Source organism: Limimonas halophila, from assembly GCF_900100655.1.
Lineage (GTDB): Bacteria > Pseudomonadota > Alphaproteobacteria > Kiloniellales > Rhodovibrionaceae > Limimonas > Limimonas halophila.
This window is the reverse complement of record NZ_FNCE01000005.1, coordinates 135,185-158,099: the sequence shown is the minus strand read 5'-3', so window position 1 is coordinate 158,099 and position 22,915 is coordinate 135,185. Positions and strand designations below refer to the sequence as shown.

Sequence of the window (22,915 nt, the reverse complement as noted above, 5' to 3'; positions counted from 1 at the left end):
GCGAGGCGAGAAAACGCCGCGCCGCGCGGTCAGCCCCAGTAGCGCCCACTCGCCCCCACCGCCACCACGATCAGGCCCAGGGTCAGGTTGATCGCCACCATCACGCGGATGCGCTCGATCGCGGCCTTGGCGCTCGCCGGGTCGCCGCCGTCCACGCCCGCCTTGAAGCGCCGCCAGGGGCCGAAGAAGACGTAGGCGAAGATCGCCGTCATCACCCACGCCAGCAGGTGCATGAGGTGCACGTGCATCCCCGCGCCGGCGAAGCCGCCGAAGCCCTGGAAGAGCACGTAGTAGCCGCTCGCCAGGAGCACGGCGATGCTGACCCAGACCACGGGGAAGAAGCGCGCGAAGGTGCCGCGCCACAGCGCCTGCCGCGCGGGCGGCTCCAGCGCGCCCAGGGCCGGGCGCACGAAGGCGTAGGCGAAGGCCATGCCGCCGACCCAGACGACGGCGGCGAGCGCGTGCAGGGCAAGCGCGAGGGCGATGTCGGGCATGGCGGTTCCTCCGGCTTTAGAGCAGATCGCCGTAAAGCGGTATCACCTTATTCAGGGTGTCACGCCCACACCACCGTGGCCGGACTTTATCTCGTGTCGCGCCCACACCCCGCGGCCGTCCCGGCGTGATTCCGCTTGCTCGTGCGTGGACAGCCACCAGGCTCCCGCGCCGCAGGCGCGGAATCTGCTCGCACAGGAAAAACAGGAACCTAGCGTGAGGTTTCCAGCTTTCTCGGCAAATACGATTTCATGCACGATGCTCTACGGTTGCGGGCGCGGCGCGCAACGGGGCAGACGCGATCCCACCACCGACACGGCCACGGACCAAGCCCGCCATGCCGCCGCGCCGAGCCGCCCGCGCCGCCGCCCTCGCCTGCGCCCTGACCACCGCCGCCGCGCCGGTGCCCGCCGCCGAGACCTGCACCCGCCGCCCGCTCGTGGACGCGGCGGGCGGCGCGCCGGTGCGCGGGGTGGAAGATCTCGCGCACGATCCCGCGACCGGCCGCCTCTACCTCTCCGCCTACGACCGCTGGGCCGTGGCCGACGCCACGGACGCGGGCGAGCGCCCGCCGGACGGCGGCATCTACGCGGTGTCGGCGGCCGCGCTGCGCGCGGGCGACGGCAAGCTGCGCATCCGCAAGCTGACGGGCCAATTGGACGGCGCCTTCCACCCCCACGGCATCGGCTTCGCGCGCCAGGGCGGCAAAGCGCGGCTGTTCGCGGTGAACCACGCCTGGGGCAAGGCCGGCGGCGGCTGGCGCAAGCGCTTCCGGCTGGCGGTCCTGGAACCGACCGGCGACAGCCTGACCCGCGTGGCCAGCCTGCGCGATCCGGCGCTGTGCCGCGCCAACGACGTCGCCGCGCGCTCGCCGACCACGGCCTTCGTCACGCGCGACCACGGCGCCTGCCGGGGGTTCGGGCGCTGGCTGGAGATGACGCTGGGCCTGGACCGGGCGAAGCTGCTGCGCGTAGAGCTGACAAACGAGCCGCGCATCCGAACGGTGGCCGACGAGCTGGCCATGGCGAACGGCGTGACGCTCGGGCCGGACGGCGCGCGGCTGGCGGTGGCGGAAACGCGCGGCGAGCGGATTCGCATCTACGACGCCGAGGCCGTGCACGCCGGGCCGGTGGCGACGCACCCCCTGCCCGGCGGGCCGGACAACCTGACCTGGAGCGAATCGGGGCCGATTCTGGCGGCCGTGCACGATTCGCTGACGGCGACGGGGATGGCGCGCTACCGCGTTTTTGGCCACCGGCGCGCGGGCAGCCACGTGGTCGCCGTCGACCCTGCGACGGGCGGCACGCAAACCCTGGTGCGCGACCGCACGGGCACGCGCCTGAACATGGCGACGGCGGCGATTCGCACGCACGGCAGACTGATCGCGGCGGGCCTGCTGGACGACGCGCTGCTGGTCTGCCGGGAAAACGACGGGGATACGTAAACGACGGGGGACCATAAAAGAACCCCCGGGCCTTGCTCGGCCCGGGGGTTCACAAGCTGGAGCGGGCGATGGGATTCGAACCCACGACCTTCTGCATGGCAAGCAGACGCTCTAGCCCCTGAGCTACGCCCGCAGCGATGTCGCGGCGGTCGCCGCCCCAGCACGTCCAGACATGTACGGATGTCGGCGGGCCGACGCAAGGGGTTTTTTCCAAGCGATCGCACGCGCTCATCCGGCCGGCTTGACGCCGCGCGGCCGCGCGGCGATCACCCGGCCAACGCAACCGCACAGCGGAGGGGAGCGCGCAATGAGCGAGGACGGCGGCATTCAACTCGTGGACGGCGGCAGCCCGGCGACGCCGGACGACCTCTTCCGCCGGCTCGACGAGCTGGGGATCGTGGTCAACACCGTGGAGCACCCGCCCGTGGTCACGGTGGACCAGGCCAAGGAGCTGCGCGGCAAGCTGGAGGGCGGCCACACCAAGAACCTCTTCCTGCGCGACAAGAAGGGGCGCATGTGGCTCGTCGTCTGCCTGGAGGACCGCGAGGTGGACCTCAAGTGGCTGCAGGAGCAGCTCGGCGCCGGGCGGCTGTCCTTCGGCAGCGCCGACCGCCTGGGCCGCTACCTGGGCGTGATTCCGGGCGCGGTGACGCCCTTCGCCGCCATCAACGACACCACCCAGGCCGTGCAGGTCGTGCTCGACCGCGGCATGATGGACACCTACGCCGCGCTCAACTTCCACCCGCTCGACAACACCATGACCACGACCATCGCCGCGCGCGACCTGATCACCTTCCTGGAGGCCATCGGCCACGCGCCGGGCACCATCGATTTCGACGCGGGCGGCGCGGCGACGGGCGGCTGACGCCGGGCCTTTCACGGCCTTGTCACCACGCAGCCGCGCAGCCATTTCCCAAGGGCCGGCGGCGGAGGCGCCGCCCGAGCCCGGCACGCCAGCGACACACGGGACGGCACATCATGAACGAGTCGCTCATCGGTCAGGCCCAGCAGGGCGGCGGAAACGCACCGGCCGACGTCGTCAAGGACACCGACCAGACCAACTTCGCGCGGGACGTCATCGAAGGCTCGATGCAGCGGCCCGTGATCGTGGACTTCTGGGCGCCCTGGTGCGGCCCCTGCAAGACCCTCGGTCCCCTGCTGGAGAAGGTCGTCCAGGAGCAGAACGGTAAGGTTCAGCTGGTCAAGCTGAACGTCGACGAGAACGCCGAGCTGGCCCAGCAGCTGCGCATCCAGTCCCTGCCCACCGTCTACGCCTTCTACCAGGGCCGGCCGCTCGACGGCTTCCAGGGCGCGCAGCAGGAATCCGGCGTGCGCCAGTTCGTCGAGGAGGTCGCCAAGGCCGCCGGCGGCTCCGAGGAGGAGCAGCGCCAGGCCATCGAGCAGGCGCTGCAGCAGGCCCAGGGCGCGCTCGACGCGGGCGAGGCCGCCACGGCGCAGAGCCTCTACCACCAGGTGCTGGACCGCGACGAGCAGAACGAGCAGGCGCTGGCGGGCCTGATCCGCTGCCACCTCGCCAACGGCGACGTCACCGGCGCGCGCGAGCTGTTCGACGCGCTCACCGAGGAGGTCCAGGCGAAGCCCGAGCTGGATTCCGCCCGCGCGGCCATCGAGCTGGCCGAACAGTCCGCCGGCACGGGCGAGATCGGCGAGCTGGAGCAGCGCATCGCCGCCGATCCGGCCGATCTGCAGGCGCGCTACGACCTGGCCATGGCCTACAACGCCGCCGGCCGGCGCGAGGACGCCTGTGACCAGCTGCTTGAGATCATCAAGCGCGACCGCCACTGGGAAGACGAGGCCGCGCGCACCCAACTCGTGAAGTTCTTCGAGGCGTGGGGCGCACAGGACCCCGTCACCAAGAGCGCGCGGCGCCGCCTGTCGTCGATCCTGTTCGCATGAGCGAAGACACCAATCCCTTCGACCCGCGGCCCGACGAGCTGCCGGCCACCCTGCCGATCTTTCCGCTGCCCGGCGTGCTGCTGCTGCCGGGCGGCCGGCTGCCGCTCAATGTCTTCGAGCCGCGCTACCTCAGCCTCGTGCGCACGGCGCTGGCCGAATCGCGCATGATCGGGATGGTCCAACCCGCCGATGAGGATTGCCCCGAGCGCGCCGCGTTCGAGTGCCTGCCGCCCGAGGAGGCCGGCGGCGAAGGGGACCCCGACGCGGACCCGGGCAGCGGGCCCGTCTACCGCGTTGGCTGCGCGGGGCGCATCGTCTCCTTCAGCGAGACCAAGGACGGGCGTTTCCTGATCACGCTGCGCGGCGTGACGCGCTTCCGCATCGAGCGCGAATACCCCACCCGCGGCGGCGTGCGCCGGGTCGTGCCGGCCTTCGACCGCTACCTGGCCGATCTCAAGCCGCAGCAGCCGAAGTTCGACCGCGTGCGGCTGCTGGAGGCGCTGGCGGGGTACTTCGAGCAGCAGGGCATCGAGGCGGACTGGGACGCCATCCAGCAGGCGCCCGACTGCCACCTCGTCACCTCGCTGGCGATGGTGTGCCCCTTCTCCTCGGGCGAAAAGCAGACCCTGCTGGAAGCGCCCGACATCACGATGCGCGCGCAGGCGATGACAAGCATGCTGGAAATGGCGATCCTGGGCGGCAACCAGTACGACATCGCCCCGTCGCGCCATTGAGCGGCGCGAGAGGCGAAGACACGCGCCCCGGAGACCCACGCCCCATGAGCACCGAGATCGACCGCAAGCTGCTGGACATTCTGGTCTGCCCCGTCACCAAGGCGGAGCTGGAATACGACCGCGACAACCAGGAGCTGATCAGCCGCGCGGCGGGCCTCGCCTACCCCATCCGCGACGGCATCCCCATCATGCTGCCGGACGAGGCCCGCCAGCTCGACGCGTGAGGCCGCGATGAGCGACGAGGACAACGCCGCCACCCGCTACGGCACCCAGCACTGGCCGCTGGAAATCCACTACGACAGTGACAGCAAGACGCTGCGCGTGGATTTCGACGACGGCCGAAGCTTCACCTACCCCGCCGAGTTCCTGCGCGTGCACAGCCCCTCGGCGGAGGTGCAGGGCCACAGCCCCGACCAGCGCCAGACCGTGCCGGGGCGCAAGCATGTCGGCATCATGGCCGTGGAGCCGGTGGGCAACTACGCCGTGCGCCTGCGCTTCGACGACCTGCACGACACCGGCATCTATTCCTGGGCCTACCTGCGCAAGCTGGGCGAGCAGCAGGACACGCTGTGGCAGCAGTACCTGGCCGAGCTGGAAAACCAGGGCCTTTCGCGCGAGCCCCAGCGCCGCGGCTGACCCGGCGGTTACAGCAACATTCCGGCTTCGACCGCGCCCCACACCATCGCGGCCGTGACACCGAGCGACACCGTGGCCGCGGCCAGCGCGAGCGCGAGCAGCACGCCGTCCTCCTCCAGAAACGCCAGCGCCAGCAGCCCGATGGCGAACACGGGCAGGACGTGGCTGAACGGCAGCGGCGCGAGCATGGTCGCGGCCAGCAGCAGCACCACAAGGCCGATGCCGCGCTTGGTCGCGCCGAAGGGCGTGCGCCAGCGCGGGCGCACGAGGCGTTCCATGCGCTCCAGCGCCGGGGCCAGTCGCGCCACCAGCCGCGTGAAACGCGGGGCCGACAGCGGGCGCGCGGCGATGCGCCGGGGCAGCCGGGGCACCTCGCGCCCCAGCAGCATCTGCACGGCCGGGACGGTGAGCAGCAGCCCCATGACCGGCGACGCGCCCGGCAGCAGCCCGATCAGCGCCACCAGCAGCAGCACGATGCCGAAGGAGCGATCACCCAGGCGCGTCACGATCCAGGCCAGGGTCACGGTGTCCGCCGGGGCGTCGTGCATCAGCCGGCGCAGGATCGCCGAGGTGGGCACGCGCGCCGCTCGGCCCGCCTCGGCGTCTGGAAGATCGCGCTGCACACTGGCTTCCGCTCAGGCCCTCAGACCGGGCGCGCTCAGGCCCGCCGGTCCGAGGTCATCCGCATGACGAGGATCAGGTTGTTGGCGGGCATCTCGACGACCTCGTCCAGGGCGACGCCGTGGCGCTGGGCGTCGCCCGCGACCTCGGCGACGTCGCGGATGCCCCACTCCGGGTTCTTGCTGCGCAACTGCGCGTCGAACTTGGCGTTGCTCTCGCTGGTGTGGGCGCCGTCGCGCGTGAACGGGCCATAGACGACCACGGGCGCGCCGGGCGGCAGGATGCGGGCGCAGCCGGCGAACAGCCCCTGCGTGGCCGCCCACGGCGAGATGTGCAGCAGGTTGATGCAGACGAGGGCGTCCGCGCGCTCGACCGGCCAAGTATCGGCGCTGACGTCCAGGTCCAGCGGCTCGGCGACGTTGGCGACGCCCTCGGCCGCGGCGTGGGCGGCGATGGAGGCGCGCATGCCCGGCTCGGGGTCGCTGGGCAGCCAGGTCACGCCCGGCAGCGCGGCGGCGAAGGCGACGGCGTGCTCGCCCGTGCCGGCGGCGATTTCCAGCACGGTGCCGGTCGTCGGCAGCACCCGCACCAGCACCTCGCGGATGGGCTCGCGGTTGCGCAGCGCGGCCGGCGCGGAACGGCGCGCGTCCTCGGCTTCGGTGAACCCCGGCTTGCTGTCGGCGCTCTGGTAAACGTTGGAGCTCACGACCATCTCCCTCGCTGCGGCGGGCGCAAAGGCGCAGCCCACCTATGGTTGCCGGCCATCAAAACCGCGTGCTAGATCGCATCGGTGCGGGCGCCAGGGAAAACCGGGTGCGCGCTCTCGTGCAACCGGTTCGATCGGCCCGGCCGCGTGCAACCGCGACGCGGCGGCTGGAGCGAGCGCATGTTCGACAAGATCAAGGCCATCTTCACCGATCCGGCCGGTCCGGCGCGCGGCGAAGGCATCCGCTTCGACCCCCTGCAGCACGCCGTGGCGGCGCTGCTGGTCGAGGCCGCGCGCATGGACGACCACTTCGACGCCGACGAACACGCCACGGTCGCGCGCCATCTGCGTGAGCGCTTCGAACTGGACGAAGCCACGGCCGAACATCTGGTCGAAACGGCGGAGGCCGAGGCCGACCGCGCGGTGGAAGTCTACAGCTTCACCCGCACGGTGAAGGACAACGTGGACCACGACGAGCGCGTGGCGATCCTGCAGATGCTGTGGGAGGTCGCCTACAGCGACGGCGAACTGCACGACTACGAGGCCAACCTGATGCGCCGGCTGACGGGACTGCTCCACGTCAGCGACCAGGAGAACGGCCAGGCGCGCAAGGCGGCGCTGGCGCGGCTGGGGCTTACCGGCTGAGGCGCGCCCCGCCCGCCGTGGCGGTCGTCCGGGCCGCCGTGATAGAGGAACGGATACCGCGATGACCTACGTTGTCACTGAATCCTGCATCAAGTGCAAGTATACGGACTGCGTCGAGGTGTGCCCCGTGGACTGCTTCTACGAGGGCAAGAACATGCTCGTCATCCACCCCGACGAGTGCATCGATTGCGGCGTGTGCGAGCCGGAGTGCCCGCCGGAAGCCATTCTGCCCGACACCGATCCCGAAGCGGAGAAGTGGCTGGACCTGAACACGCAGTACAGCGAGCAGTGGCCGAACATCACGCGCAAGAAGGACGCGCCCACCGACGCGGAAAGCCACCAGGGCGAGGACGACAAGTACAACAAGTACTTCACCCCCGAGCCCGGCAGCGGCGACGACTGAGCCGCGGACACCTTCGCCCGGCCCGCCGGCCCCGTGCAATCCGGTGCAGTGCGGCTCCGCACGCACGAGGTCAAGTCGCAGCCGGGCAGAGACATGTCGCGGATTGGCAAAGGCGAGCGTCCCGGCAGGCGCATAGCAGGGCTGCGGCACACACGCCAGCGCCAAAACGCCCGTAACGCGGGGCTCGTTCCGGGGTTGAAACGGCGTACCCCGCAGGCAAAAGCATTGCCTGCAACGGAATCGTCATGTATTTTCCCAATTGGTTGCTGAGCGGCGAACGCCGGACCCCCGGCGCTGATTGGACACGCGCCTGAAATCGCCTCTCCCGGCACCTCCGGCAACCAGTCGGCTCGTCTCCCGGGCCGGCGCGCTACGCCGCGTAGCTCACTGGGTGTTGAAATGGTCCCGCTGCCGTGGGCGGCGGGAATGGTTTGTTGATGGACATGAAACGCCGGCGATGAGCGCCGGTGCGCGCGAGCAAGAGGGCGGGAAGCGAGATGGCCGAGATGGCGACGGCAGAGCAGCAGTTCGCGGTTTCCGAGGGCGATTACGTCGTTTACCCGGCCCACGGCGTCGGCAAGGTCCAGGGCGTGGAGACCCAGGAAATCTCGGGCATGAGCCTGGAGCTCATCGTGATCCGCTTCGACCAGGACCGGATGACGGTGCGCCTGCCCGTGACCAAGGCGAATGCGGCCGGGCTGCGCAAGCTGTCCAGCCGCAACGTGATGGACAGCGCGATCAGCACGCTCAAGACGCGCAGCCGCGCCAAGAAGACGATGTGGAGCCGGCGCGCGCAGGAGTACGAGACCAAGATCAGTTCCGGCGATCCGGTCGCCATCGCGGAGGTCGTCCGCGACCTTTACCGCGGCGAGGATCAGGGCGAGCAGTCCTACAGCGAGCGCCAGATGTACCAGTCGGCGCTGCAGCGCCTCGCCCGCGAGTACGCCGCGATGGAGGGCACGGACGAAGAGAACGCGGCCTATCAGCTGGAGGCGATCATCCGCGCCAAGCGCGGGCAGACGACGGCGTCCGCCTGACTCACGTTTTCATCCTCTCCCTGTTGGTGCGCACGTTCCTGCCGGCCGCCCGGGCCCACCGGACGGCCGGCTTTTTTATGCGCCGGGTCCCGGCGCCACCAGCTTCACCTTCTCGCCCGGCGACAGCGTGTCGCCCGGCTGCAGGCCGTTGAGCACGCGGAAGCGTTCCAGCTTGAAGTCCGGATAGGGCATGCGCTCGGCGAGGCTTTCCACGGTTTCGCCCTCGCGGACCGTGTGAACCTGGATGCGCTTGGGCTTGAGCTCGGCGGCTTCCGCGTCCGTCAGCTTGCGGAAGGAGTGGGTCGTGCGCCGGAAATCTTCGTTGAAGCGCCCCGTCAGCTCCGGCGGCGTGAGGAAGAGGAAGCGGTAGATCTGCGTGGGCGAATAGCGGATGGCGACGAAGCGGGCGTCGCGCGTGCCCTGTTGCGTGTTCACGCGTGTGCTGCCCGTGGCCGCCGGCATGCCGTTGACCGTGATCTCCTCCACGTCCGACAGCCGCCGCCCGGAGGTCCACTGGTTCTGAAGGTGGTCGACGGGGTCGCTGCTCGCTTTCGGCCCGCCGGAATCGAAAATGATGACGCTGTCCTCGGGGCCGAAGGCGAGCACGCGTTCGGCCGAATTGAACAGGCGGAATGCCTCGGGCACCTCGAAGGCGAGCTTCAGCTTCGGGTGCAGGAATTCGTGGCGGCGGATGAAGCCCTGTTCCGCCGTGTGCCCGTAGACCATGCCGTCCAGCTTGGAGAGGAAAACGTCACGCCCGACAATGGGGCTCTGGACGGGCTTCTTGTCCGCCGCCGCCATCGCCTCGCGCACGCGCTCGGGCGTGCGCGGATGCGTGGCGAGCAGGCTGAAACCGTCGCGCGGCTCGCGCCCCTGCAGCTTGGCGTCCAGCTCGCTTTTCGCCTGCATGCGCTCCAGCAGCTGCGCCATGCCGTCGGCCTGGAAGCCGCCGCGCGTGGCGTAGCGCACGCCCAGCTTGTCGGCCTCGAACTCCTGCTGGCGCGAGTAGCTCGACAGCGCCACGGCGCCCAGCACGTTCGCCGCCTGCGCGCCCGCGCGCCCCAGGAAGACCCCGGCCGCCACGCCGGCGACCTGGCCGAGCACGTTGCCGCCGTAGCGCGCGGCGCTGTGCCGGGCGGTCACGTGGCCGATCTCGTGGCCCAGCACACCCGCCAGCTGCGCCTCGTTCTCGGTGATCGCAAGCAGCCCGCGCGTGATGTAGATGTAGCCGCCCGGCAGGGCGAAGGCATTGGGCACGGGCGTGTCGAGCACGGTGAAGGTCCAGTCCTTGTCCGGCTCCTCCGAGGTCTGGGCCAGCAGCTCGCCGACGCTGGACACGTAGGTCGTCAGCGCGCGGTTCTCGTATTCGCCGCCGAACTGGCGCAGGATCTGCGGGTGCTGGCGGGCGCCGATCTTCTTCGCCTGGTCCGCGCCCATGCCGCCGGTGAAGATCGTCTCGCCGGTCGCGGGGGCGGTCGTGCACCCCGCGTTCGCCGCCAGCAGCGCCGCCGCGGCCAGCCCGGCGGCCGTGCGCCGGATCGTCCCCGTCATTTGCCGATCACCTCGATCTGTTCAGGATGCGAGACCTCGATCTGGGGGCCGTTGTAGGACTCGATCCAGCCCCGCACCCGGATGCGCCGCCCTTCCAGCCGCCGGGCCGTCAGGCCCGCCGCGTCGAAAGCGGCGCGCGCCTCGGGCGGAATTGTGACCGTGAAGTCGGTGCGCCAGTCACGCCCGAAATTGAGGTACACCCGGCGATCTACCACCTCCGCCCGGCGCACGCGCGCCTCGACGATCTGCCAGCTTCCCACCGCCTCGTGCGTGCCGGCGCGCGAGCGCACGCGGTAGCGGTCCAGGGCCCACAGGCCGCGGTCCGCCCGGCGCGCTTGCTGTTCCAGGCGCAACAGCCGGTCCACCAGCGCGGTGTTGTCGGCGAAACTGTACACGCGTGCGGCGCCGCGGCGCACCAGTTCGCCTTGCAGCCAGGTGCCGTCGCGAAGATACAGATGGGCGAGGTAGCGGCCGTGGCGGTCGCGCCGCCGCCCGCCGTAGCCCAGGTGCACGCGCGCACCGGCCGCCAGGTCCACCAGCGCCCGGCGAGCTTGGCGGGCGTGGGGTTGTGCGGGCACGTCCGCTTGACCGGGGTTGAGTTCGGGGGCCTGAATGCCGACGAGGCGGATGCTCCGCCCGTCGGCGAGGTGGACGGTGTCGCCGTCGATCACCTCGGCCACGCGCCCCGTGCCGCCGTCGGCGAGCGCGGCCGGCAGGTCCGCCGCCTTCGCGGCCGGCCCGGTGAGCACGAGGATGGCGGCGAGCGCGGCGAGCCGGACACGGCGGCGGCGGACGGCGGCGGACATGCGCGGCCTCTTGGCTCTGCTTCGGGAGACGGCGATGACGCCCCGGATGCGCGACCTCTACCCGCCGGTCAGGGCCGCGCGCAGCGGCACCCTCCGCGTCGATGCCACGCACACGCTGTATTGGGAAGAGGCGGGGCGGCCCGACGGCACACCGGCGGTGTATCTGCACGGCGGGCCGGGGGCGGGCGTGGCCCCGGACCATCGCCGCTTCTTCGACCCGGACGCCTACCGCATCGTGCTGTTCGACCAGCGCGGTGCGGGGCGCTCGACCCCACTGGGGGAGACGCGCGCCAACACCACTGCCCACCTCGTCGCCGACATCGAGCGCCTGCGCGCACACCTGGGGATCGAGCGCTGGCTGGTGTTCGGCGGCTCCTGGGGCGCGACGCTGGCGCTGGCCTACGCCCAGGCCCATCCGGATCGCGTGCGCGCGCTGGTCGTGCGCGGCATCTTCCTGGGGCGGGCGCACGAGATCGATTGGTTTCTCAACGGCATCCGCATGGTGTTTCCGGAGGTCTGGCAGCGGTTTGCGGACTTCATCCCGGCGGCCGAGCGCGGCGACCTGCTGACGGCCTATCACCGCCGCCTGATGGACCCCGACCCGAGCGTGCACATGCCCGCCGCGCGCGCCTGGGCCGGGTACGAGGCGGCGTGCTCCACCCTGCTGCCGAGCCCGGACACTGTGGCCGCGTTCACGCGCGACCGTCTGGCGCTTGCCCTGGCGCGGCTGGAAGCGCACTACTTCGCCAACGGCGCGTTCCTGGACGAGAGGCAATTGCTGGACGGCATGGCCGCCATCCGCGATCTGCCCGGCGCGATCGTCCAGGGCCGCTACGACATGGTGTGCCCCATGGCGACGGCGCACCAACTGCACCGCGCTTGGCCCGCCGCCAGCTTCACCGTGGTGCCGGACGCCGGCCATTCCGCCATGGAGCCGGGCACGCGCCGTGCGCTCGTGGCGGCGACCGACGGCTTTCGGTATGTGCCCTGACCCGCTTCTGGTCCACGCGGGCGCGGCGTGCTACAAACCGGATGCGTGCGCTGGCCGCCCGTGTCCCCGTAGCTCAGCAGGATAGAGCGGCTGCCTCCTAAGCAGCAGGTCGTAGGTTCGAGTCCTACCGGGGACACCAGCCTCATCACTTCTTCGGCGTCCCAGCCTCACCATTCCTTGGGGGCCGGCGTCAGGCGCAAGACGCGGCCGTCGGGCGCGTCGGTGAGGAGGTAGAGGCTGCCGTCCGGCCCCTGGTCGACGGCGCGGATGCGCTCGTCCACGTCTTCCAGCAGCCGCTCCTCGTGGATGATGCGGCCCTGCTCGACGTCGAGGCGCACCAGCATGCGGAAGGCGAGCGCGCCGACGAAGAGGTCGCCCGTCCACGCCGGCACCTTGTCCGAGGTGTAGAAGTCCATGCCGGAGGGCGCGATCGAGGGGTCCCAGTAGTAGATGGGCTGTTCGAAGCCGGCCTTCTTTGTCCCCTCGCCGAACTGACCGCCGCCGTAGTCCTCGCCGTAGTGGATCGTGGGCCAGCCGTAGTTCTTCCCCGCTTCGGGGATGTTGACCTCGTCGCCGCCCTGGGCCGCGTGCTCGTGGATCCAGAGCTTTTGGCTGTCCGGGTGCAGCGCCGCGCCCTGGGCGTTGCGGTGGCCGTAGGACCAGACCTCCGGCAGCCGTCCCTCGACCCCGACGAAGGGGTTGTCGCGCGGGATGCCGCCGTCGGGCCGGATGCGGATCACCTGGGCGCGGTTGATGGTCAGGTTCTGAGCGCGCTCGCGCTCGGCGCGGTCGCCGATGGTGATGAAGAGCGTGCCGTCCGGCTTGAACACCAGCCGCGAGCCGAAGTGCCGCCCGCCGCGCGTCTTGGGCTGCTGGCGGAAGATCACCTCCACGTCCCTGAGCGCCAGCGCGTCGAGGTCGAGCCTCGCGCGCGCCACGGCCGTGCCGGCGCCGCCCTCGCCCGGCTCGGCGTAGGAGAAGTAGATGCGCTTGGTTTCCGCGTGGTCCGGGCCGAGGATGACGTCGAGCAGTCCGCCCTGGCCGGACGCGTAGACCTCGGGCACGCCCGAAACCGGTTCGGAAACGCCACCGTCCCGGTCCACCACGCGCAAGCGGCCCGGCCGCTCCGTCACCAGCATGCGGCCGTCGGGCAGGAAGGCCAGGCCCCACGGGTGTTCGAGGCCGTCGGCCACGGTTTCCAGCTCAAGCGTGGCCTGCTCGCTTTCGAAGCTCTGCGCGGCCGGCGCGGGCTGCGGGAGCGTGACCGCGGCGACCAGGGCCGCGGTCGCGGTGCCGACAAGCATGAAACGGATCATGGCGTTTCCTCTTCCGGCTGGTTGGCGGAGGCGGGGTGGTTGCCCGGCCGGCGCGGCGTGAAGGGCGGCGGCGCGTCGGGCGCCTCCGCAAGCGCGGCCACGCGGTCGTGGTGCGGGGACAATTCGCACACGGGGTCGGTGGCGGCGGGATCGCCGGTAAGCGCGAAGGCCTGGCAGCGGCAGCCGCCGAAATCCACCTCGCGGCGCTCGCACGAGCGGCACGGCTCCGGCATCCAGGCCGTCCCCCGGAAGCGCTCGAAATCGGCGCCGTGCGCCCAGATGGCCGCGAGCGGTTTGTCGGTCAGGCGCTCGCCCGTCGTGCCGGGCAGCTCGGCGGCGGCGTGGCAGGGCAGCACGGTGCCGTCGGGCGCCACGGTGATGAAGCGCCGCCCCCAGCCGCCCATGCAGGCCTTGGGGCGGCTGGCGTGGTAGTCGGGGGTGACGTAGTCGATCGCCATGCGGCCGGCCCAGCGCTCGCGCGCCGCGGCCACGGCGCGATCGGCGAAATCGACCTGCGCCCGCGTGGGCATGAGCGCCGCCCGGTTGGCGAGCGCCCAGCCGTGGTACTGCGTGTGCGCGACCTCCAGGCGCGCGGCGCCCATCGCCGCGGCTTCGTCGATGATCGCGGGCAGGTTGTCCAGGTTCCGGCGGTGGAGCACGGCATTCACCGTCAGCGGCAGCCCGGCCGCGCGGATGTGCTCGGCGGCGGCGCGCTTGGCGGCGTGGCCGCCCGCGTGGCCGCCGATGCGGTCGGCGGTGGCGGGGTCGGCGTCCTGAATGGAGAGCTGCACGTGTTCCAGCCCCGCCTCGGCCAGCGTGCGCACCCGCGCCGCGTCCAGCAGCACGCCCGAGGTGATGAGGTTGGTGTAGATGCCATGCGCGCGGGCGCGGGCCGTGATGGCTTCCAGATCGCGGCGGGCGACGGGCTCGCCGCCGGAAAGGTGAATCTGCAGCACGCCCAGCGCCGCCGCTTCGTCGAGGGCGCGCAGCCAGGTGTCCGGGTCCAGCTCCCGGCTCGCCCGCGCCAGCTCCAGCGGGTTGGAGCAGTAGGGACAGGCCAGCGGGCAGCGGTGCGTCAGCTCCGCCAGCAGGCCGAGGGGCGGGCCGGGCGCGCTCATGCCGCGATCACCCCCTTGTCCGCCAGATCGGCGAGCAGCGCCAGGACATCGCGCTCGATCGTCGCCGCATCGGCGTCGTAGCTCGCCGCCAGCACCGCCGCCACGTCCGCCACGCTGCGCGCGCCGTCCAGCAGCTCCAGCACCTCGACGGCGACGGCATCGGGCGTGAACACCCGCTCGGGCGCCAGCAGCACCGTGCCGCCGCGCGCGCGGCTGTGCTGAAGGCGCACGCCCGCCGCCAAGCGCGGCACGCTCGCGCGGGTGAGCCCGGCGCTCACGCGTCCTCCGGCACGAAGGCGCCGGGCGGCACGTGGCCCGGCGCGACGTAGGCGTGGTGCAGCGCGTCCAGCATGGCCCAGAGCACGTCGCACTTGAACGCCAGCGCGGCGATGGCCGCGGACTGCTGCTCGGGCGTGCGCGCGTGCTCGCACACCCAGTCCAGGGCGTGCTCGGCGTCGCGCGGCGCCTGGGTCAGGCGCGGGGTGAAGTAGGCGAGCGTGGCCTCGGAGACGAAGGAATAGTTCGCCAGCATGCCGTGGACGCGCTGGGAGATGATCTGGGGCGCGAACAGCTCCGTCAGCGAGGAGGCGATGGCTTCCACCAGCGAGCGCTCGGCGACGAAGCGCACATAGGCCTCGCAGGCGAAGCGGGTGGCGGGCAGGGCCTGCTGCTGGCCGCGCACCGTGGCCGCGTCGAGGCCCAGGTCGGTGGCCAGCGCGAGCCAGCGGTCCACCCCGCCCTCGCCCGGCCCGTCCCCGTCGTGGTCGGCGAGGCGGCGGCGCCATTCGCGGCGCAGCGCGGGGTCGTCGCAGCGCGCGATCAGGGCGGCGTCCTTGCGCGGGATGGCGGCCTGGTAGCAGTAGCGGTTGAGCGCCCAGGCCTGCACCTGCCCCTTCGTCAGCTCGCCGCCGTGCAGCAGGTGGTGGAAGGGGTGATGGCTGTGGTAGCGCGCCTCACCCACCGCGCGCAGCGCCGCCGCCAGGCCGTCGGGCGTCAGCGCCGTCCCCTCGGCGGCGGGATCGGGCAGCGGCTCGCCCCGGATCATGCCGCCACCTCCAGGCCGTCGAACGCGACCGTCCAGCCCGCCGCCTCGACCTCGGCGCGCTCGGGCGTGTCGGCGCGGATCATGGGGTTGGAATTGTTGACGTGAACGTAGACGCGCCGGCGCACCTTCACGTCCGCCAGCGCCGCCATGCTGCCGCCCGGCCCGGCGACGGGCACGTGCCCCATGCGCGCCCCCGTCTTGGCGCCCAGGCCCGCGCGGATCAGCTCGTCGTCGCGGTAGAGCGTGCCGTCGAAAAAGAGCGCCTCGGCCCCCGCGACGCGCCGCGTCACGCGCTGGTCCACCGCTGCGCAGCCGGGGATGTAGACCATGCGCCGCCCATCCGCGTCGGCCACCGCGAGGCCGATCGTGTCGCCGGGCGACCCGGCCAGGGCCGCCGGGTCGTCGCCCGTTTCCAGGTAGCGCGCCACCTTCCCCGGCACGGCGAAGGCCGTCAGCCACAGGCCGATGCCCGCGCCCTCGGCGTCGTGTACGGGCGTCGTGGCCTCCAGGGGAAGCTCGCGGCGGGACACCGTGGCGCGGTCCAGCACCTCGAACACCGGGCTGCCGGTCAGCGCGGCGTGCGCCCGCGCCGTGCCGTAGAGCGCCAGCGGCTGGCTCTCGCGCAGCGTCAGCAGCCCGGCGAGGTGGTCGACGTCGGCGTTGGTCACGGCCACGGCGGCGATGGGCGAGCCGCGCGGCGCGCTGCGCGGGTGCAGGGCCGGTGTGGTCAGGATCTGCTGGCGCAGGTCGGGCGAGGCGTTGAGCAACAGCCAGCGCCGCTCGTCCGCGGTGACGGCGAGCGCCGACTGCGTGCGCGGCACGGCGTCGGGATCGCCCCGCCACGCCCGCGCACAATTGCCACACCCGCAGTTCCACTGCGGAAAGCCGCCACCGGCGGCCGAGCCCAGGACGATCGCGCGCATGGCGCCGAGGTGCGGCCGGCTGCGCTAGCGGTCGCGCTCGGCGCAGATGTAGGCGTTGATCTCCATGCCCGCGGGGATCTCGCGCACCGTGGGCGCCGTCCAGGTCTTCGCCGGGGGCGGGGTCGGGATGGACTCGCGCTGAGCGGTCATGGGCGTCACCTCGCGCCGTGGTGGTTCGACCGGGAAGTTTGGACCACGAGGCCCGGCCGGTAAAGCCGGGGCCGATTCACCGCCGGAAAGCCGTGACCGCCGCCAGCCCCGTCGCCGCGGCGGCGAAGGCCGCCGTGACCGCGCGCGCCGTGACGGGGTCGAGCTGGCGGTAGCCCAAAAGCGCCCAGCGCAGCTCGTCCAGGGCGTAGGTGACCGGATTGACGTGGACGAGGGCCGTCAGCCAGCCGGGCAGCTCGGCCGCCGCCGTCCCGGCCGGCGGGGTCAGGGGAAAGATCGAGCCCGCCAGGAAGAAGGCCGGCAGGATCAGGGTGTTGGCGAAGACGCCGAAGCCCACGACGCTGCGCATGCGCGCCGCCAGCGCCAGGGCGAGCGCGGCGAAGGCCACCGCCAGCGCCGCCATGGGCAGCAGCGCCGCCAGCACCCCGCCCACGCTCGGCACCACGCCCACGACGGGCGCCAGCGCCAGCACGAGCAGGCCCTGCCCCACGGCCACGCTGGCGCCGCCGAGCAGCTTGCCCGTCATCACCGCCCATGCCGGCGCCGGGGACGCCAGCAGCTCGCGCAGGAAGCCGGCCTCGCGGTCCTGCACCGTCGCCAGGGCAGCCTGGGTCGCCGGGTAGAGGATGTTGAGCACGACCACAGCGGGCAGGACGTAGGCGGCGTAGCCCACGGGCGCCCCCGCGAAGCCCGCGCCCAGATAGGGCGCCAGCCCCAGCCCGAAGATGAGCACCCAGAGCACCGGCCGGCTCACCGCGCCCGCGAGCTGGCCGCGGTCGCGCGCCATGCGCAGCAGTTCGCGCAGCCACACCGCGTGGATCGCGGCGAGATCGGCGCGCAGCGTGGCGAGCGCGTCACGCATCCCGCTCTTCCGTCCCGCCCGTCAGGTGCAGGAAGGCATCCTCCAGCGTGGGCGGCGCCAGCTCCACGCCCGTCACCTGGGCGCGCGCGTCGGGATCGCTCAGCAGATCGGCCAGGTGGGCACAACGGTCGCCCGCTTGGACCCACAGCGTCGCGCCCGCGCGCCGGCGGGGAACCGTCAGGGCGTTCGCGGCGGCACTCGCGGCGTCGGCGTCGGCGAAGGTCAGGCGCAACGGCGGTGCGGGCGTGCGCGCCCGCAGCCCGCCCGGGGTGTCGAGCGCGCACAGCCGCCCGCGGTCGAGCACGGCGATCCGGTCCGCGTCCTCGGCCTCCTCGATCAGGTGGGTGGTCAGCAGCACGGCGACGGCGTCGCGGGCGCGCAGCTCGCCTACGAGCGCGCGCAGATCGCGGCGGCTGGCGGCGTCCAGGCCCGCCGTCGGCTCGTCCAGCACCAGCACGCGCGGGCCGTGGACGAGGGCGCGGGCGATCTCCAGCCGCCGCTTCAGCCCGCGCGAGAGCGCGCCCGCCCGCTCGTTGGCGCGCCCGGCGAGGTCGACGCGCGCCAGCGCGGCGTGGATGCGGTCGCCTCGCTCGCGGCGCGGCACGCCGTAGAGGCGCGCGTGGATAGCCAGGTTCTCCCGCAGGGTCAGGCGCTCGTCCACGGTGGGGTCCTGGAACACCAGCCCGAACTGGCGGCGCACCGCGCGCGGGGCGCGGCGGGCGTCGCGGCCGTAAACCGTCACCTCGCCGGCATCGGGCCGCAGCAGGGCGCAGACGGCGTTGACCAGCGTGGTCTTGCCGGCGCCGTTGCGGCCCAGCAGCGCCAGGAAGCCGCCCGCCGGCACGTCGAAGGAGACGCCGTCCAGCGCCGCCGCGCCGCCGTAGCCGTGGCGCAGGCCGCGCACCGCGATGGCCGGGGGCTCGCTCATCGCCGCCCGGCCCGGCGTCCGCGTGTCGCCTGAGTCGCCCGAAGCATGCCCCACCGCCTTTCACAACGCGCCCGCGTTTGGCAACGCCCGGCGCACTCACGCCGACGTGTTCGCGCGCCGGCCTTGACGCCCCGCGCGCGGCGGCCACCCTTACACGCTGCGGGCCGGTGACGGCATGCGCGCAGGAAACGAGGTTTGTGTGACGAAAACGTTGGGTGCGCGGCGTCGGCAGCGCGCCGTGCGAACGGGGCTGCTGGGCATCGCCGCGCTGATCGCCCCGGCCGCGCTGGCGCAGTCCGGCGCGGCGCCCGTTCAGGTCGAACCCGTCAAAACCCGTTCGATCGTGGAGCGCGTGGCCCTGTCCGGCACGGTGGCCGCGCCCAACACCGCCGAGGTGTCCGTCGCCATCGCCGGCAAGGTCGTGGCCGCCCCCACGACCGAGGGCGAGCGCGTCGAGGCGGGCGACACCCTGGTGAAGCTGGACCCGGAGCTGACGCGCCTGACGCTGGACGCGCGCGAGGCCGAGGTGCAGCAAGCCCGCGCCGAGCTGTCCGACGCCCGCCGCCGCCTGGAGACGACGCGCGAGTTGGCGGCCCGGAACAACGCGCCGCAGAACGAGGTGCGCAGCCTCGCCGACCAGGTGGCCGCGCGCGAGGCGGCGCTGGCCCACCGCCGCGCCCAGCGCGAGCGCGCCCGCGCGGAACTCGACCGCCACACCGTCACCGCCCCCTTCGCCGGGGTGGTCAGCCACAAGGCGGCGATGACGGGGGAATGGCTGGACCCCGGCGGCAGCGTGGTGGAACTCATCGGCCTGAAGCGCCTGCGCGTCGAGGTGCCGGTGCCTCAGCAGCACCACGGCAAGATCACCCCCGACACGCCCGTCAGCGTGCGCCTGGACGCCAAGCCCAACACCCGCTTCGGCGCGCGCGTGCTGCGCACCGTCCCCGTCAGCGATTCCCGGTCGCGCGCCTTCATGGCGCACCTGCGCCTGGCCGGCGACAGCGTGCCCATGAGCCCCGGCATGTCCGCGCGCGCCCACTTCGACCTCGCCACGGGCGAGCGCGGGCCCGTGATTCCGCGTGACGCCCTGATCCGCCATCCCGACGGCCGCGAGACGGTCTGGGTGCTCGACAAGGGCGAGCCGCCGACGGTGAGCGAGCGCGTCATCGACACCGGGCTGGCCTTCGACGGCCTGATCCACGTGCGCGAGGGCCTGAAATCCGGCGCGCGCGTCGTCGTCGAGGGCAACGAGGCCCTGACGCCGGGCCAGCGCGTGCGCGTCGTGCAGGCGGACAGCTAGGGCCCCGCGATGTTCGAGGGGCTGGTCCGGCGCGGAACGCTGGTCACGGTGGCGCTGCTCATCGTGTGCGTGCTCGGCATCGTCGCCGCCTTCCGCATCCCCGTGCAGATGATCCCCGACCTGGAGGTGCGCACGATCTCGGTGCGCACCTCCTGGCCCGGCGCCACGCCCCAGGACATCGAGCAGGAAATCCTGATCGAGCAGGAGGAGTACCTGCGCAACATTCCGGGGCTGGAAAAACTGGAGGCGACCGCGTCCAGCGGGCAGGCCAGCATCGAGCTGGAATTCCCCTACGACGTCGACATCACCCAGGCGATGATCCGGGTGAACAACGCGCTCAGCCAGGTGCCCAGCTATCCGGACAACGTGAACGAGCCCAGCGTCGACGCCACCTCGTTCTCGCAGAACTCCTTCATGTACTTCCGGGTGCAGCCCCTGGACGGCAACCCACGCGGGCTGGACCTGACGATGATGCGGGACTTCCTGGGCGATCACGTGCGCCCGCGCATGGAGTCCGTGCCCGGCGTGGCGGAAGCGGCCATCTGGGGCGGCAGCGAGCGCCGCATCCGCATCGACCTGGACCCCGCGCGCCTGACCGAGCGCTACCTCTCCGTCGCCGACGTGCGCGACGCCATCCGCGCGCGCAACCGCGACGTTTCCGGCGGCGACCTGGAGGCCGGCAAGCGCCGCTACCTGCTGCGCACCGTGGGCCGCTTTTCCGAGGTTCAGCAACTGGAGCAGCTGGTGCTGGCGCGGCGGGGCGACGCCATCACCCGGCTCGGCGAGGTGGCGGACATCGAGCTGTCCCACCGCGAGCCCGACCAGCGCTCCTGGGTCAACGGCGAGCCCTCGATCACCGTGGGCATCTACCGCCAGCCCGGCTCCAACGTGATGAAGATCAAGGACGGGCTGGTCGCCGCCATGGACGACATCAACCGCGAGGTTCTCAACCCCGCGGGCATGAAGATGCGCCTGACGGCCGACGACGTCACCTACGTCTCGGACTCGCTCACCAACGTCTGGCGCAACCTGGGCATCGGCGCTGTGCTGGCGCTGGGGGTGATGTTCCTCTTTCTGCGCTCCCCGCGCGCGACCTGGATCGCGGTGATGGGCGTGCCGGTGTGCGCCATCGCCGGCTTTCTGGGGCTGCTGGTCGCCGGGCGCACGGTCAACGTCATCTCGCTCGCCGGTATCGCCTTCGCCATCGGCATGACGCTCGACAACAGCATCGTCGTGCTGGAAAGCATCGAGCTGGAGCGCCGCAAGGGCCTGGACAAGGTGAAGGCCGCCGTGGCGGGCGTGCAGAAGGTGTGGCCGGCGGTGCTGGCCTCCACGCTGACGACCGTGCTGGTCTTCGTGCCCATCGTCTTCATCCAGGAAGAGGCCGGCCAACTCTATTCCGACATCGCCATCGCCGTCTCGGCGGCGATCCTGGCGTCGATGCTGGTGGCGATCACCGTGGTGCCGGCGGCCGCCGCGCGCTTCGACGTGCACGGCGGCAGCGGGCGGGGGCGCCTGGGCCCGGCGCTGGCGGCGGGCGTGGGCCGGCTGATCGCCACCTGGCCGCGCCGGCTGGCGGTGATGGCCGGCACCGTGGCGGCGAGCGCGGCCATCGTCGTCTTCCTGACGCCGCCGGCCTCCTACCTGCCGGAAGGCGAGGAGCCCAAGACCTTCGCCACGATGAACGCCCCGCCCGGCTACAACCTGGAGCGCATGACCGAGATCGCGCAGGAGATCGAAGCCGAGTTCCTGCCGCACGTGGGCGCGGACGGCGAGGCCTACGCCAAGGGCGAGACGGATATCCCGCCGCTCGCCTACCTCAGCCTCTCCGCCGAAGCCAGCAACATGCGCATCATCGCGGAGACGCAGGATCCCGGCCACATCCGGGCGCTGATGGACGCGATCACCGAGCGCTACGAGCAGTATCCGGGCATGCGCGCCTTCGCCGCACGCGGCTCCATCATCACCAGCAACGACGGCGGCACGCGCAGCGTCAACCTGGACGTCTCGGGCACCGACCTGCCCGCCATCTACCGCACCGCGCTGACGGCCTACCGCCGCGCGCAGGCCGTGTTCGACGACCCGCGCATCCAGGCCACCCCCTCGACGCTCTCGCTCTCCCAGCCGCTGGTGGAGGTGCGCCCCGACTGGAACCGCGCCGCCGAACTCGGCCTGGACGCGCGTGAGCTGGGCGCCGCCGTGGCGACGCTGGGCGACGGCGCCTACGCCGACGAATTCTTCCTGGGCGACGACAAGCTGGACATCTACCTGAACGCCGAGAACGGCCTGGCGGGCGGGCCGGACGCCCTTGACGACATGCCGGTGCACACGCGCAACGGCACCACGGTGCCGCTGGCCGACGTCGCCCGCATCGTGGAGACGGTGAACACAAGCACGCTGCGCCGCGTGAACGGCCAGCGCACGGTGACGCTCAACATCATCCCGCCCGACGAGGTGCCGCTGGAGGTGGGCGTGCAGCGCGTGCGCGAGGAGGTCGTCGGCCACCTGCGCCAGCGCGGCGAGATCCCGGCCCAGGTGGGCGTGGAGATCACGGGCGCGGCCGACGAGCTGCAGCGCACCCAGGAGGCGCTGTGGTCCAACTACCTCGTCGCCATCGCCGTGGTCTACCTGCTGCTGGTGGCGATCTTCAGCCACTGGGGCCATCCGCTCTTGATCATGACGGCGATCCCGCTGGGTGTGGCCGGCGGCATCCTGGGGCTGAAGGTGATGAACGTCGTGGGCGGCGCGCTGCCCGCCATCGGGCTGCCGGCGATCCACCAGCCCTTCGACATGATCTCGATGCTGGGCTTCCTGATCCTGATGGGCACGGTGGTGAACAACCCCATCCTGCTCGTCCACCGCGCCCAGGCGAACCTGCGGGCGGGCGAAACGGACGTGCGCGCGGCCGTGCAGGAGGCCGTGGCCTCGCGCCTGCGCCCCATCGCGATGTCCACGATCACCACGATCGTCGGGCTGGCGCCGCTGGTTTTCATCCCAGGCGCGGGCACCGAGCTGTATCGCGGCGTCGGCGCCATCGTGCTCTTCGGCATCATGGGCGCGGCGGTGGTGACGCTCACCTTCCTGCCCGCGCTCACCGCCAGCGTCCTGCGCGCTCGGGCCCGGCCGGCGTAAAATCCCGCACCGTCGCGACAAAGCTGTTCCGAAATCGTGTTGATGTCGATTGGATGGTTAACGCGCTGTTAATTTCGGTCGGGAATCCTGAGTGAAGCAGATGCGCGGAAGCGACCTGGGGTTCGATTGCAATCGAACGC

Annotated in this window: 25 protein-coding genes and 2 tRNA genes; 13 read left to right on the top strand and 14 right to left on the bottom strand. The window is 72.1% G+C overall.

Annotated elements, in window-relative coordinates:
* Nucleotides 1-29: 29 nt before the first annotated feature.
* Nucleotides 30-494 carry a CopD family protein gene (locus BLQ43_RS08675; RefSeq protein ID WP_090019804.1) on the bottom strand — a complete coding sequence of 155 codons (465 nt, stop codon included), beginning with the start codon at nucleotides 492-494 and terminating at the stop codon, nucleotides 30-32.
* A 335-nt stretch (nucleotides 495-829) separates the two neighbouring features.
* Here BLQ43_RS08675 and BLQ43_RS08670 point away from each other — a divergent pair, with 335 nt between their 5' ends.
* Complete coding sequence (locus tag BLQ43_RS08670; protein WP_090019802.1) at nucleotides 830-1,936, top strand: SMP-30/gluconolactonase/LRE family protein; 1,107 nt, start codon at nucleotides 830-832, stop codon at nucleotides 1,934-1,936.
* Between the two features lie 57 nt (nucleotides 1,937-1,993).
* On the opposite strand, the gene BLQ43_RS08665 is transcribed toward BLQ43_RS08670, so the two are convergent.
* A tRNA-Gly gene (locus BLQ43_RS08665) sits at nucleotides 1,994-2,069 on the bottom strand.
* A 174-nt stretch (nucleotides 2,070-2,243) separates the two neighbouring features.
* Between BLQ43_RS08665 and BLQ43_RS08660 the strand changes: the two genes are divergently transcribed.
* The 5 genes from BLQ43_RS08660 (at nucleotide 2,244) to BLQ43_RS08640 (ending at nucleotide 5,223) form a co-directional block, all read left to right on the top strand.
* Nucleotides 2,244-2,801: a prolyl-tRNA synthetase associated domain-containing protein gene (locus BLQ43_RS08660; RefSeq protein WP_090019800.1), complete on the top strand. Its 558-nt coding sequence runs from the start codon at nucleotides 2,244-2,246 to the stop codon at nucleotides 2,799-2,801.
* A gap of 113 nt (nucleotides 2,802-2,914) precedes the next feature.
* Nucleotides 2,915-3,853: a thioredoxin gene (trxA, locus tag BLQ43_RS08655; RefSeq protein ID WP_090019798.1), complete on the top strand. Its 939-nt coding sequence runs from the start codon at nucleotides 2,915-2,917 to the stop codon at nucleotides 3,851-3,853.
* Complete coding sequence (locus BLQ43_RS08650; protein ID WP_090019796.1) at nucleotides 3,850-4,587, top strand: LON peptidase substrate-binding domain-containing protein; 738 nt, start codon at nucleotides 3,850-3,852, stop codon at nucleotides 4,585-4,587. The genes trxA and BLQ43_RS08650 overlap by 4 nt, the downstream gene beginning before the upstream one ends.
* A gap of 44 nt (nucleotides 4,588-4,631) precedes the next feature.
* The gene (locus BLQ43_RS08645; protein ID WP_090019794.1) at nucleotides 4,632-4,811 is read left to right on the top strand and encodes a Trm112 family protein; all 180 of its coding nucleotides are present in this window, start codon (nucleotides 4,632-4,634) and stop codon (nucleotides 4,809-4,811) included.
* 7 nt (nucleotides 4,812-4,818) lie between these two features.
* On the top strand, nucleotides 4,819-5,223 hold the full coding sequence (locus BLQ43_RS08640; protein ID WP_090019793.1) for a gamma-butyrobetaine hydroxylase family protein: 405 nt from the start codon (nucleotides 4,819-4,821) through the stop codon (nucleotides 5,221-5,223).
* A gap of 8 nt (nucleotides 5,224-5,231) precedes the next feature.
* On the opposite strand, the gene BLQ43_RS08635 is transcribed toward BLQ43_RS08640, so the two are convergent.
* Nucleotides 5,232-5,846: an exopolysaccharide biosynthesis protein gene (locus BLQ43_RS08635; RefSeq protein ID WP_218119164.1), complete on the bottom strand. Its 615-nt coding sequence runs from the start codon at nucleotides 5,844-5,846 to the stop codon at nucleotides 5,232-5,234.
* A gap of 35 nt (nucleotides 5,847-5,881) precedes the next feature.
* Nucleotides 5,882-6,550, bottom strand: a complete 669-nt coding sequence (locus BLQ43_RS08630) for a DUF938 domain-containing protein (protein ID WP_245659517.1) — start codon at nucleotides 6,548-6,550, stop codon at nucleotides 5,882-5,884.
* A gap of 180 nt (nucleotides 6,551-6,730) precedes the next feature.
* Here BLQ43_RS08630 and BLQ43_RS08625 point away from each other — a divergent pair, with 180 nt between their 5' ends.
* The 3 genes from BLQ43_RS08625 to BLQ43_RS08615 all read left to right on the top strand — a co-directional run bounded on the left by BLQ43_RS08625 (nucleotide 6,731) and on the right by BLQ43_RS08615 (nucleotide 8,635).
* Nucleotides 6,731-7,195, top strand: a complete 465-nt coding sequence (locus BLQ43_RS08625; protein WP_090019789.1) for a tellurite resistance TerB family protein — start codon at nucleotides 6,731-6,733, stop codon at nucleotides 7,193-7,195.
* Nucleotides 7,196-7,256: 61 nt separating this feature from the next.
* Nucleotides 7,257-7,598, top strand: coding sequence for a ferredoxin FdxA (gene fdxA, locus BLQ43_RS08620; RefSeq protein WP_090019787.1), 342 nt, complete (start codon nucleotides 7,257-7,259; stop codon nucleotides 7,596-7,598).
* A 506-nt stretch (nucleotides 7,599-8,104) separates the two neighbouring features.
* The gene (locus tag BLQ43_RS08615) at nucleotides 8,105-8,635 is read left to right on the top strand and encodes a CarD family transcriptional regulator (protein WP_090019904.1); all 531 of its coding nucleotides are present in this window, start codon (nucleotides 8,105-8,107) and stop codon (nucleotides 8,633-8,635) included.
* A 75-nt stretch (nucleotides 8,636-8,710) separates the two neighbouring features.
* On the opposite strand, the gene BLQ43_RS08610 is transcribed toward BLQ43_RS08615, so the two are convergent.
* Nucleotides 8,711-10,186: a M48 family metalloprotease gene (locus BLQ43_RS08610; RefSeq protein WP_090019785.1), complete on the bottom strand. Its 1,476-nt coding sequence runs from the start codon at nucleotides 10,184-10,186 to the stop codon at nucleotides 8,711-8,713.
* A complete protein-coding gene (locus BLQ43_RS08605; RefSeq protein WP_090019783.1) occupies nucleotides 10,183-10,992 on the bottom strand; it encodes a thermonuclease family protein in 810 nt (269 codons plus the stop codon). The genes BLQ43_RS08610 and BLQ43_RS08605 overlap by 4 nt, the downstream gene beginning before the upstream one ends.
* A 34-nt stretch (nucleotides 10,993-11,026) precedes the next feature.
* Between BLQ43_RS08605 and pip the strand changes: the two genes are divergently transcribed.
* On the top strand, nucleotides 11,027-11,983 hold the full coding sequence (gene pip / locus BLQ43_RS08600) for a prolyl aminopeptidase (RefSeq protein ID WP_090019902.1): 957 nt from the start codon (nucleotides 11,027-11,029) through the stop codon (nucleotides 11,981-11,983).
* A 62-nt stretch (nucleotides 11,984-12,045) separates the two neighbouring features.
* A tRNA-Arg gene (locus BLQ43_RS08595) sits at nucleotides 12,046-12,122 on the top strand.
* A 28-nt stretch (nucleotides 12,123-12,150) separates the two neighbouring features.
* On the opposite strand, the gene BLQ43_RS08590 is transcribed toward BLQ43_RS08595, so the two are convergent.
* The 8 genes from BLQ43_RS08590 to BLQ43_RS08555 form a co-directional block, all read right to left on the bottom strand.
* A complete protein-coding gene (locus tag BLQ43_RS08590; RefSeq protein WP_090019780.1) occupies nucleotides 12,151-13,299 on the bottom strand; it encodes a PQQ-dependent sugar dehydrogenase in 1,149 nt (382 codons plus the stop codon).
* On the bottom strand, nucleotides 13,296-14,417 hold the full coding sequence (pqqE, locus tag BLQ43_RS08585) for a pyrroloquinoline quinone biosynthesis protein PqqE (RefSeq protein WP_090019778.1): 1,122 nt from the start codon (nucleotides 14,415-14,417) through the stop codon (nucleotides 13,296-13,298). The genes BLQ43_RS08590 and pqqE overlap by 4 nt, the downstream gene beginning before the upstream one ends.
* Nucleotides 14,414-14,695, bottom strand: a complete 282-nt coding sequence (pqqD, locus tag BLQ43_RS08580) for a pyrroloquinoline quinone biosynthesis peptide chaperone PqqD (protein ID WP_090019776.1) — start codon at nucleotides 14,693-14,695, stop codon at nucleotides 14,414-14,416. Before pqqD ends, pqqE begins: the two co-directional genes overlap by 4 nt.
* Nucleotides 14,692-15,462 (bottom strand): pyrroloquinoline-quinone synthase PqqC, encoded by a 771-nt coding sequence (gene pqqC / locus BLQ43_RS08575; protein WP_090019773.1) that lies wholly within the window; start codon nucleotides 15,460-15,462, stop codon nucleotides 14,692-14,694. The genes pqqD and pqqC overlap by 4 nt, the downstream gene beginning before the upstream one ends.
* Nucleotides 15,459-16,385: a pyrroloquinoline quinone biosynthesis protein PqqB gene (gene pqqB, locus BLQ43_RS08570; protein WP_090019772.1), complete on the bottom strand. Its 927-nt coding sequence runs from the start codon at nucleotides 16,383-16,385 to the stop codon at nucleotides 15,459-15,461. Before pqqB ends, pqqC begins: the two co-directional genes overlap by 4 nt.
* 24 nt (nucleotides 16,386-16,409) lie before the next feature.
* Nucleotides 16,410-16,535 carry a pyrroloquinoline quinone precursor peptide PqqA gene (pqqA, locus tag BLQ43_RS08565; RefSeq protein WP_090019770.1) on the bottom strand — a complete coding sequence of 42 codons (126 nt, stop codon included), beginning with the start codon at nucleotides 16,533-16,535 and terminating at the stop codon, nucleotides 16,410-16,412.
* 76 nt (nucleotides 16,536-16,611) lie between these two features.
* Entirely contained in the window at nucleotides 16,612-17,415 is an 804-nt protein-coding gene (locus BLQ43_RS08560) for an ABC transporter permease (protein WP_090019768.1), read from the bottom strand.
* A complete protein-coding gene (locus BLQ43_RS08555; protein WP_090019766.1) occupies nucleotides 17,408-18,343 on the bottom strand; it encodes an ABC transporter ATP-binding protein in 936 nt (311 codons plus the stop codon). Before BLQ43_RS08555 ends, BLQ43_RS08560 begins: the two co-directional genes overlap by 8 nt.
* A gap of 238 nt (nucleotides 18,344-18,581) precedes the next feature.
* On the opposite strand from BLQ43_RS08555, the gene BLQ43_RS08550 reads away from it, so the two are divergent.
* On the top strand, nucleotides 18,582-19,643 hold the full coding sequence (locus tag BLQ43_RS08550; protein ID WP_176758596.1) for an efflux RND transporter periplasmic adaptor subunit: 1,062 nt from the start codon (nucleotides 18,582-18,584) through the stop codon (nucleotides 19,641-19,643).
* Nucleotides 19,644-19,652: 9 nt separating this feature from the next.
* Complete coding sequence (locus BLQ43_RS08545) at nucleotides 19,653-22,775, top strand: efflux RND transporter permease subunit (RefSeq protein WP_090019763.1); 3,123 nt, start codon at nucleotides 19,653-19,655, stop codon at nucleotides 22,773-22,775.
* Nucleotides 22,776-22,915 lie beyond the last annotated feature (140 nt).

Bases quoted from the DNA above. Each gene is read 5' to 3' on its own strand.
- BLQ43_RS08675 (WP_090019804.1), bottom strand. From the start codon at position 494: ATGCCCGACATCGCCCTCGCGCTTGCCCTGCACGCGCTCGCCGCCGTC.
- BLQ43_RS08670 (WP_090019802.1), top strand. From the start codon at position 830: ATGCCGCCGCGCCGAGCCGCCCGCGCCGCCGCCCTCGCCTGCGCCCTG.
- BLQ43_RS08660 (WP_090019800.1), top strand. From the start codon at position 2,244: ATGAGCGAGGACGGCGGCATTCAACTCGTGGACGGCGGCAGCCCGGCG.
- trxA (WP_090019798.1), top strand. From the start codon at position 2,915: ATGAACGAGTCGCTCATCGGTCAGGCCCAGCAGGGCGGCGGAAACGCA.
- BLQ43_RS08650 (WP_090019796.1), top strand. From the start codon at position 3,850: ATGAGCGAAGACACCAATCCCTTCGACCCGCGGCCCGACGAGCTGCCG.
- BLQ43_RS08645 (WP_090019794.1), top strand. From the start codon at position 4,632: ATGAGCACCGAGATCGACCGCAAGCTGCTGGACATTCTGGTCTGCCCC.
- BLQ43_RS08640 (WP_090019793.1), top strand. From the start codon at position 4,819: ATGAGCGACGAGGACAACGCCGCCACCCGCTACGGCACCCAGCACTGG.
- BLQ43_RS08625 (WP_090019789.1), top strand. From the start codon at position 6,731: ATGTTCGACAAGATCAAGGCCATCTTCACCGATCCGGCCGGTCCGGCG.
- fdxA (WP_090019787.1), top strand. From the start codon at position 7,257: ATGACCTACGTTGTCACTGAATCCTGCATCAAGTGCAAGTATACGGAC.
- BLQ43_RS08615 (WP_090019904.1), top strand. From the start codon at position 8,105: ATGGCGACGGCAGAGCAGCAGTTCGCGGTTTCCGAGGGCGATTACGTC.
- BLQ43_RS08610 (WP_090019785.1), bottom strand. From the start codon at position 10,186: ATGACGGGGACGATCCGGCGCACGGCCGCCGGGCTGGCCGCGGCGGCG.
- BLQ43_RS08605 (WP_090019783.1), bottom strand. From the start codon at position 10,992: ATGTCCGCCGCCGTCCGCCGCCGCCGTGTCCGGCTCGCCGCGCTCGCC.
- pip (WP_090019902.1), top strand. From the start codon at position 11,027: ATGACGCCCCGGATGCGCGACCTCTACCCGCCGGTCAGGGCCGCGCGC.
- BLQ43_RS08590 (WP_090019780.1), bottom strand. From the start codon at position 13,299: ATGATCCGTTTCATGCTTGTCGGCACCGCGACCGCGGCCCTGGTCGCC.
- pqqE (WP_090019778.1), bottom strand. From the start codon at position 14,417: ATGAGCGCGCCCGGCCCGCCCCTCGGCCTGCTGGCGGAGCTGACGCAC.
- pqqC (WP_090019773.1), bottom strand. From the start codon at position 15,462: ATGATCCGGGGCGAGCCGCTGCCCGATCCCGCCGCCGAGGGGACGGCG.
- pqqB (WP_090019772.1), bottom strand. From the start codon at position 16,385: ATGCGCGCGATCGTCCTGGGCTCGGCCGCCGGTGGCGGCTTTCCGCAG.
- pqqA (WP_090019770.1), bottom strand. From the start codon at position 16,535: ATGACCGCTCAGCGCGAGTCCATCCCGACCCCGCCCCCGGCGAAGACC.
- BLQ43_RS08560 (WP_090019768.1), bottom strand. From the start codon at position 17,415: ATGCGTGACGCGCTCGCCACGCTGCGCGCCGATCTCGCCGCGATCCAC.
- BLQ43_RS08555 (WP_090019766.1), bottom strand. From the start codon at position 18,343: ATGAGCGAGCCCCCGGCCATCGCGGTGCGCGGCCTGCGCCACGGCTAC.
- BLQ43_RS08545 (WP_090019763.1), top strand. From the start codon at position 19,653: ATGTTCGAGGGGCTGGTCCGGCGCGGAACGCTGGTCACGGTGGCGCTG.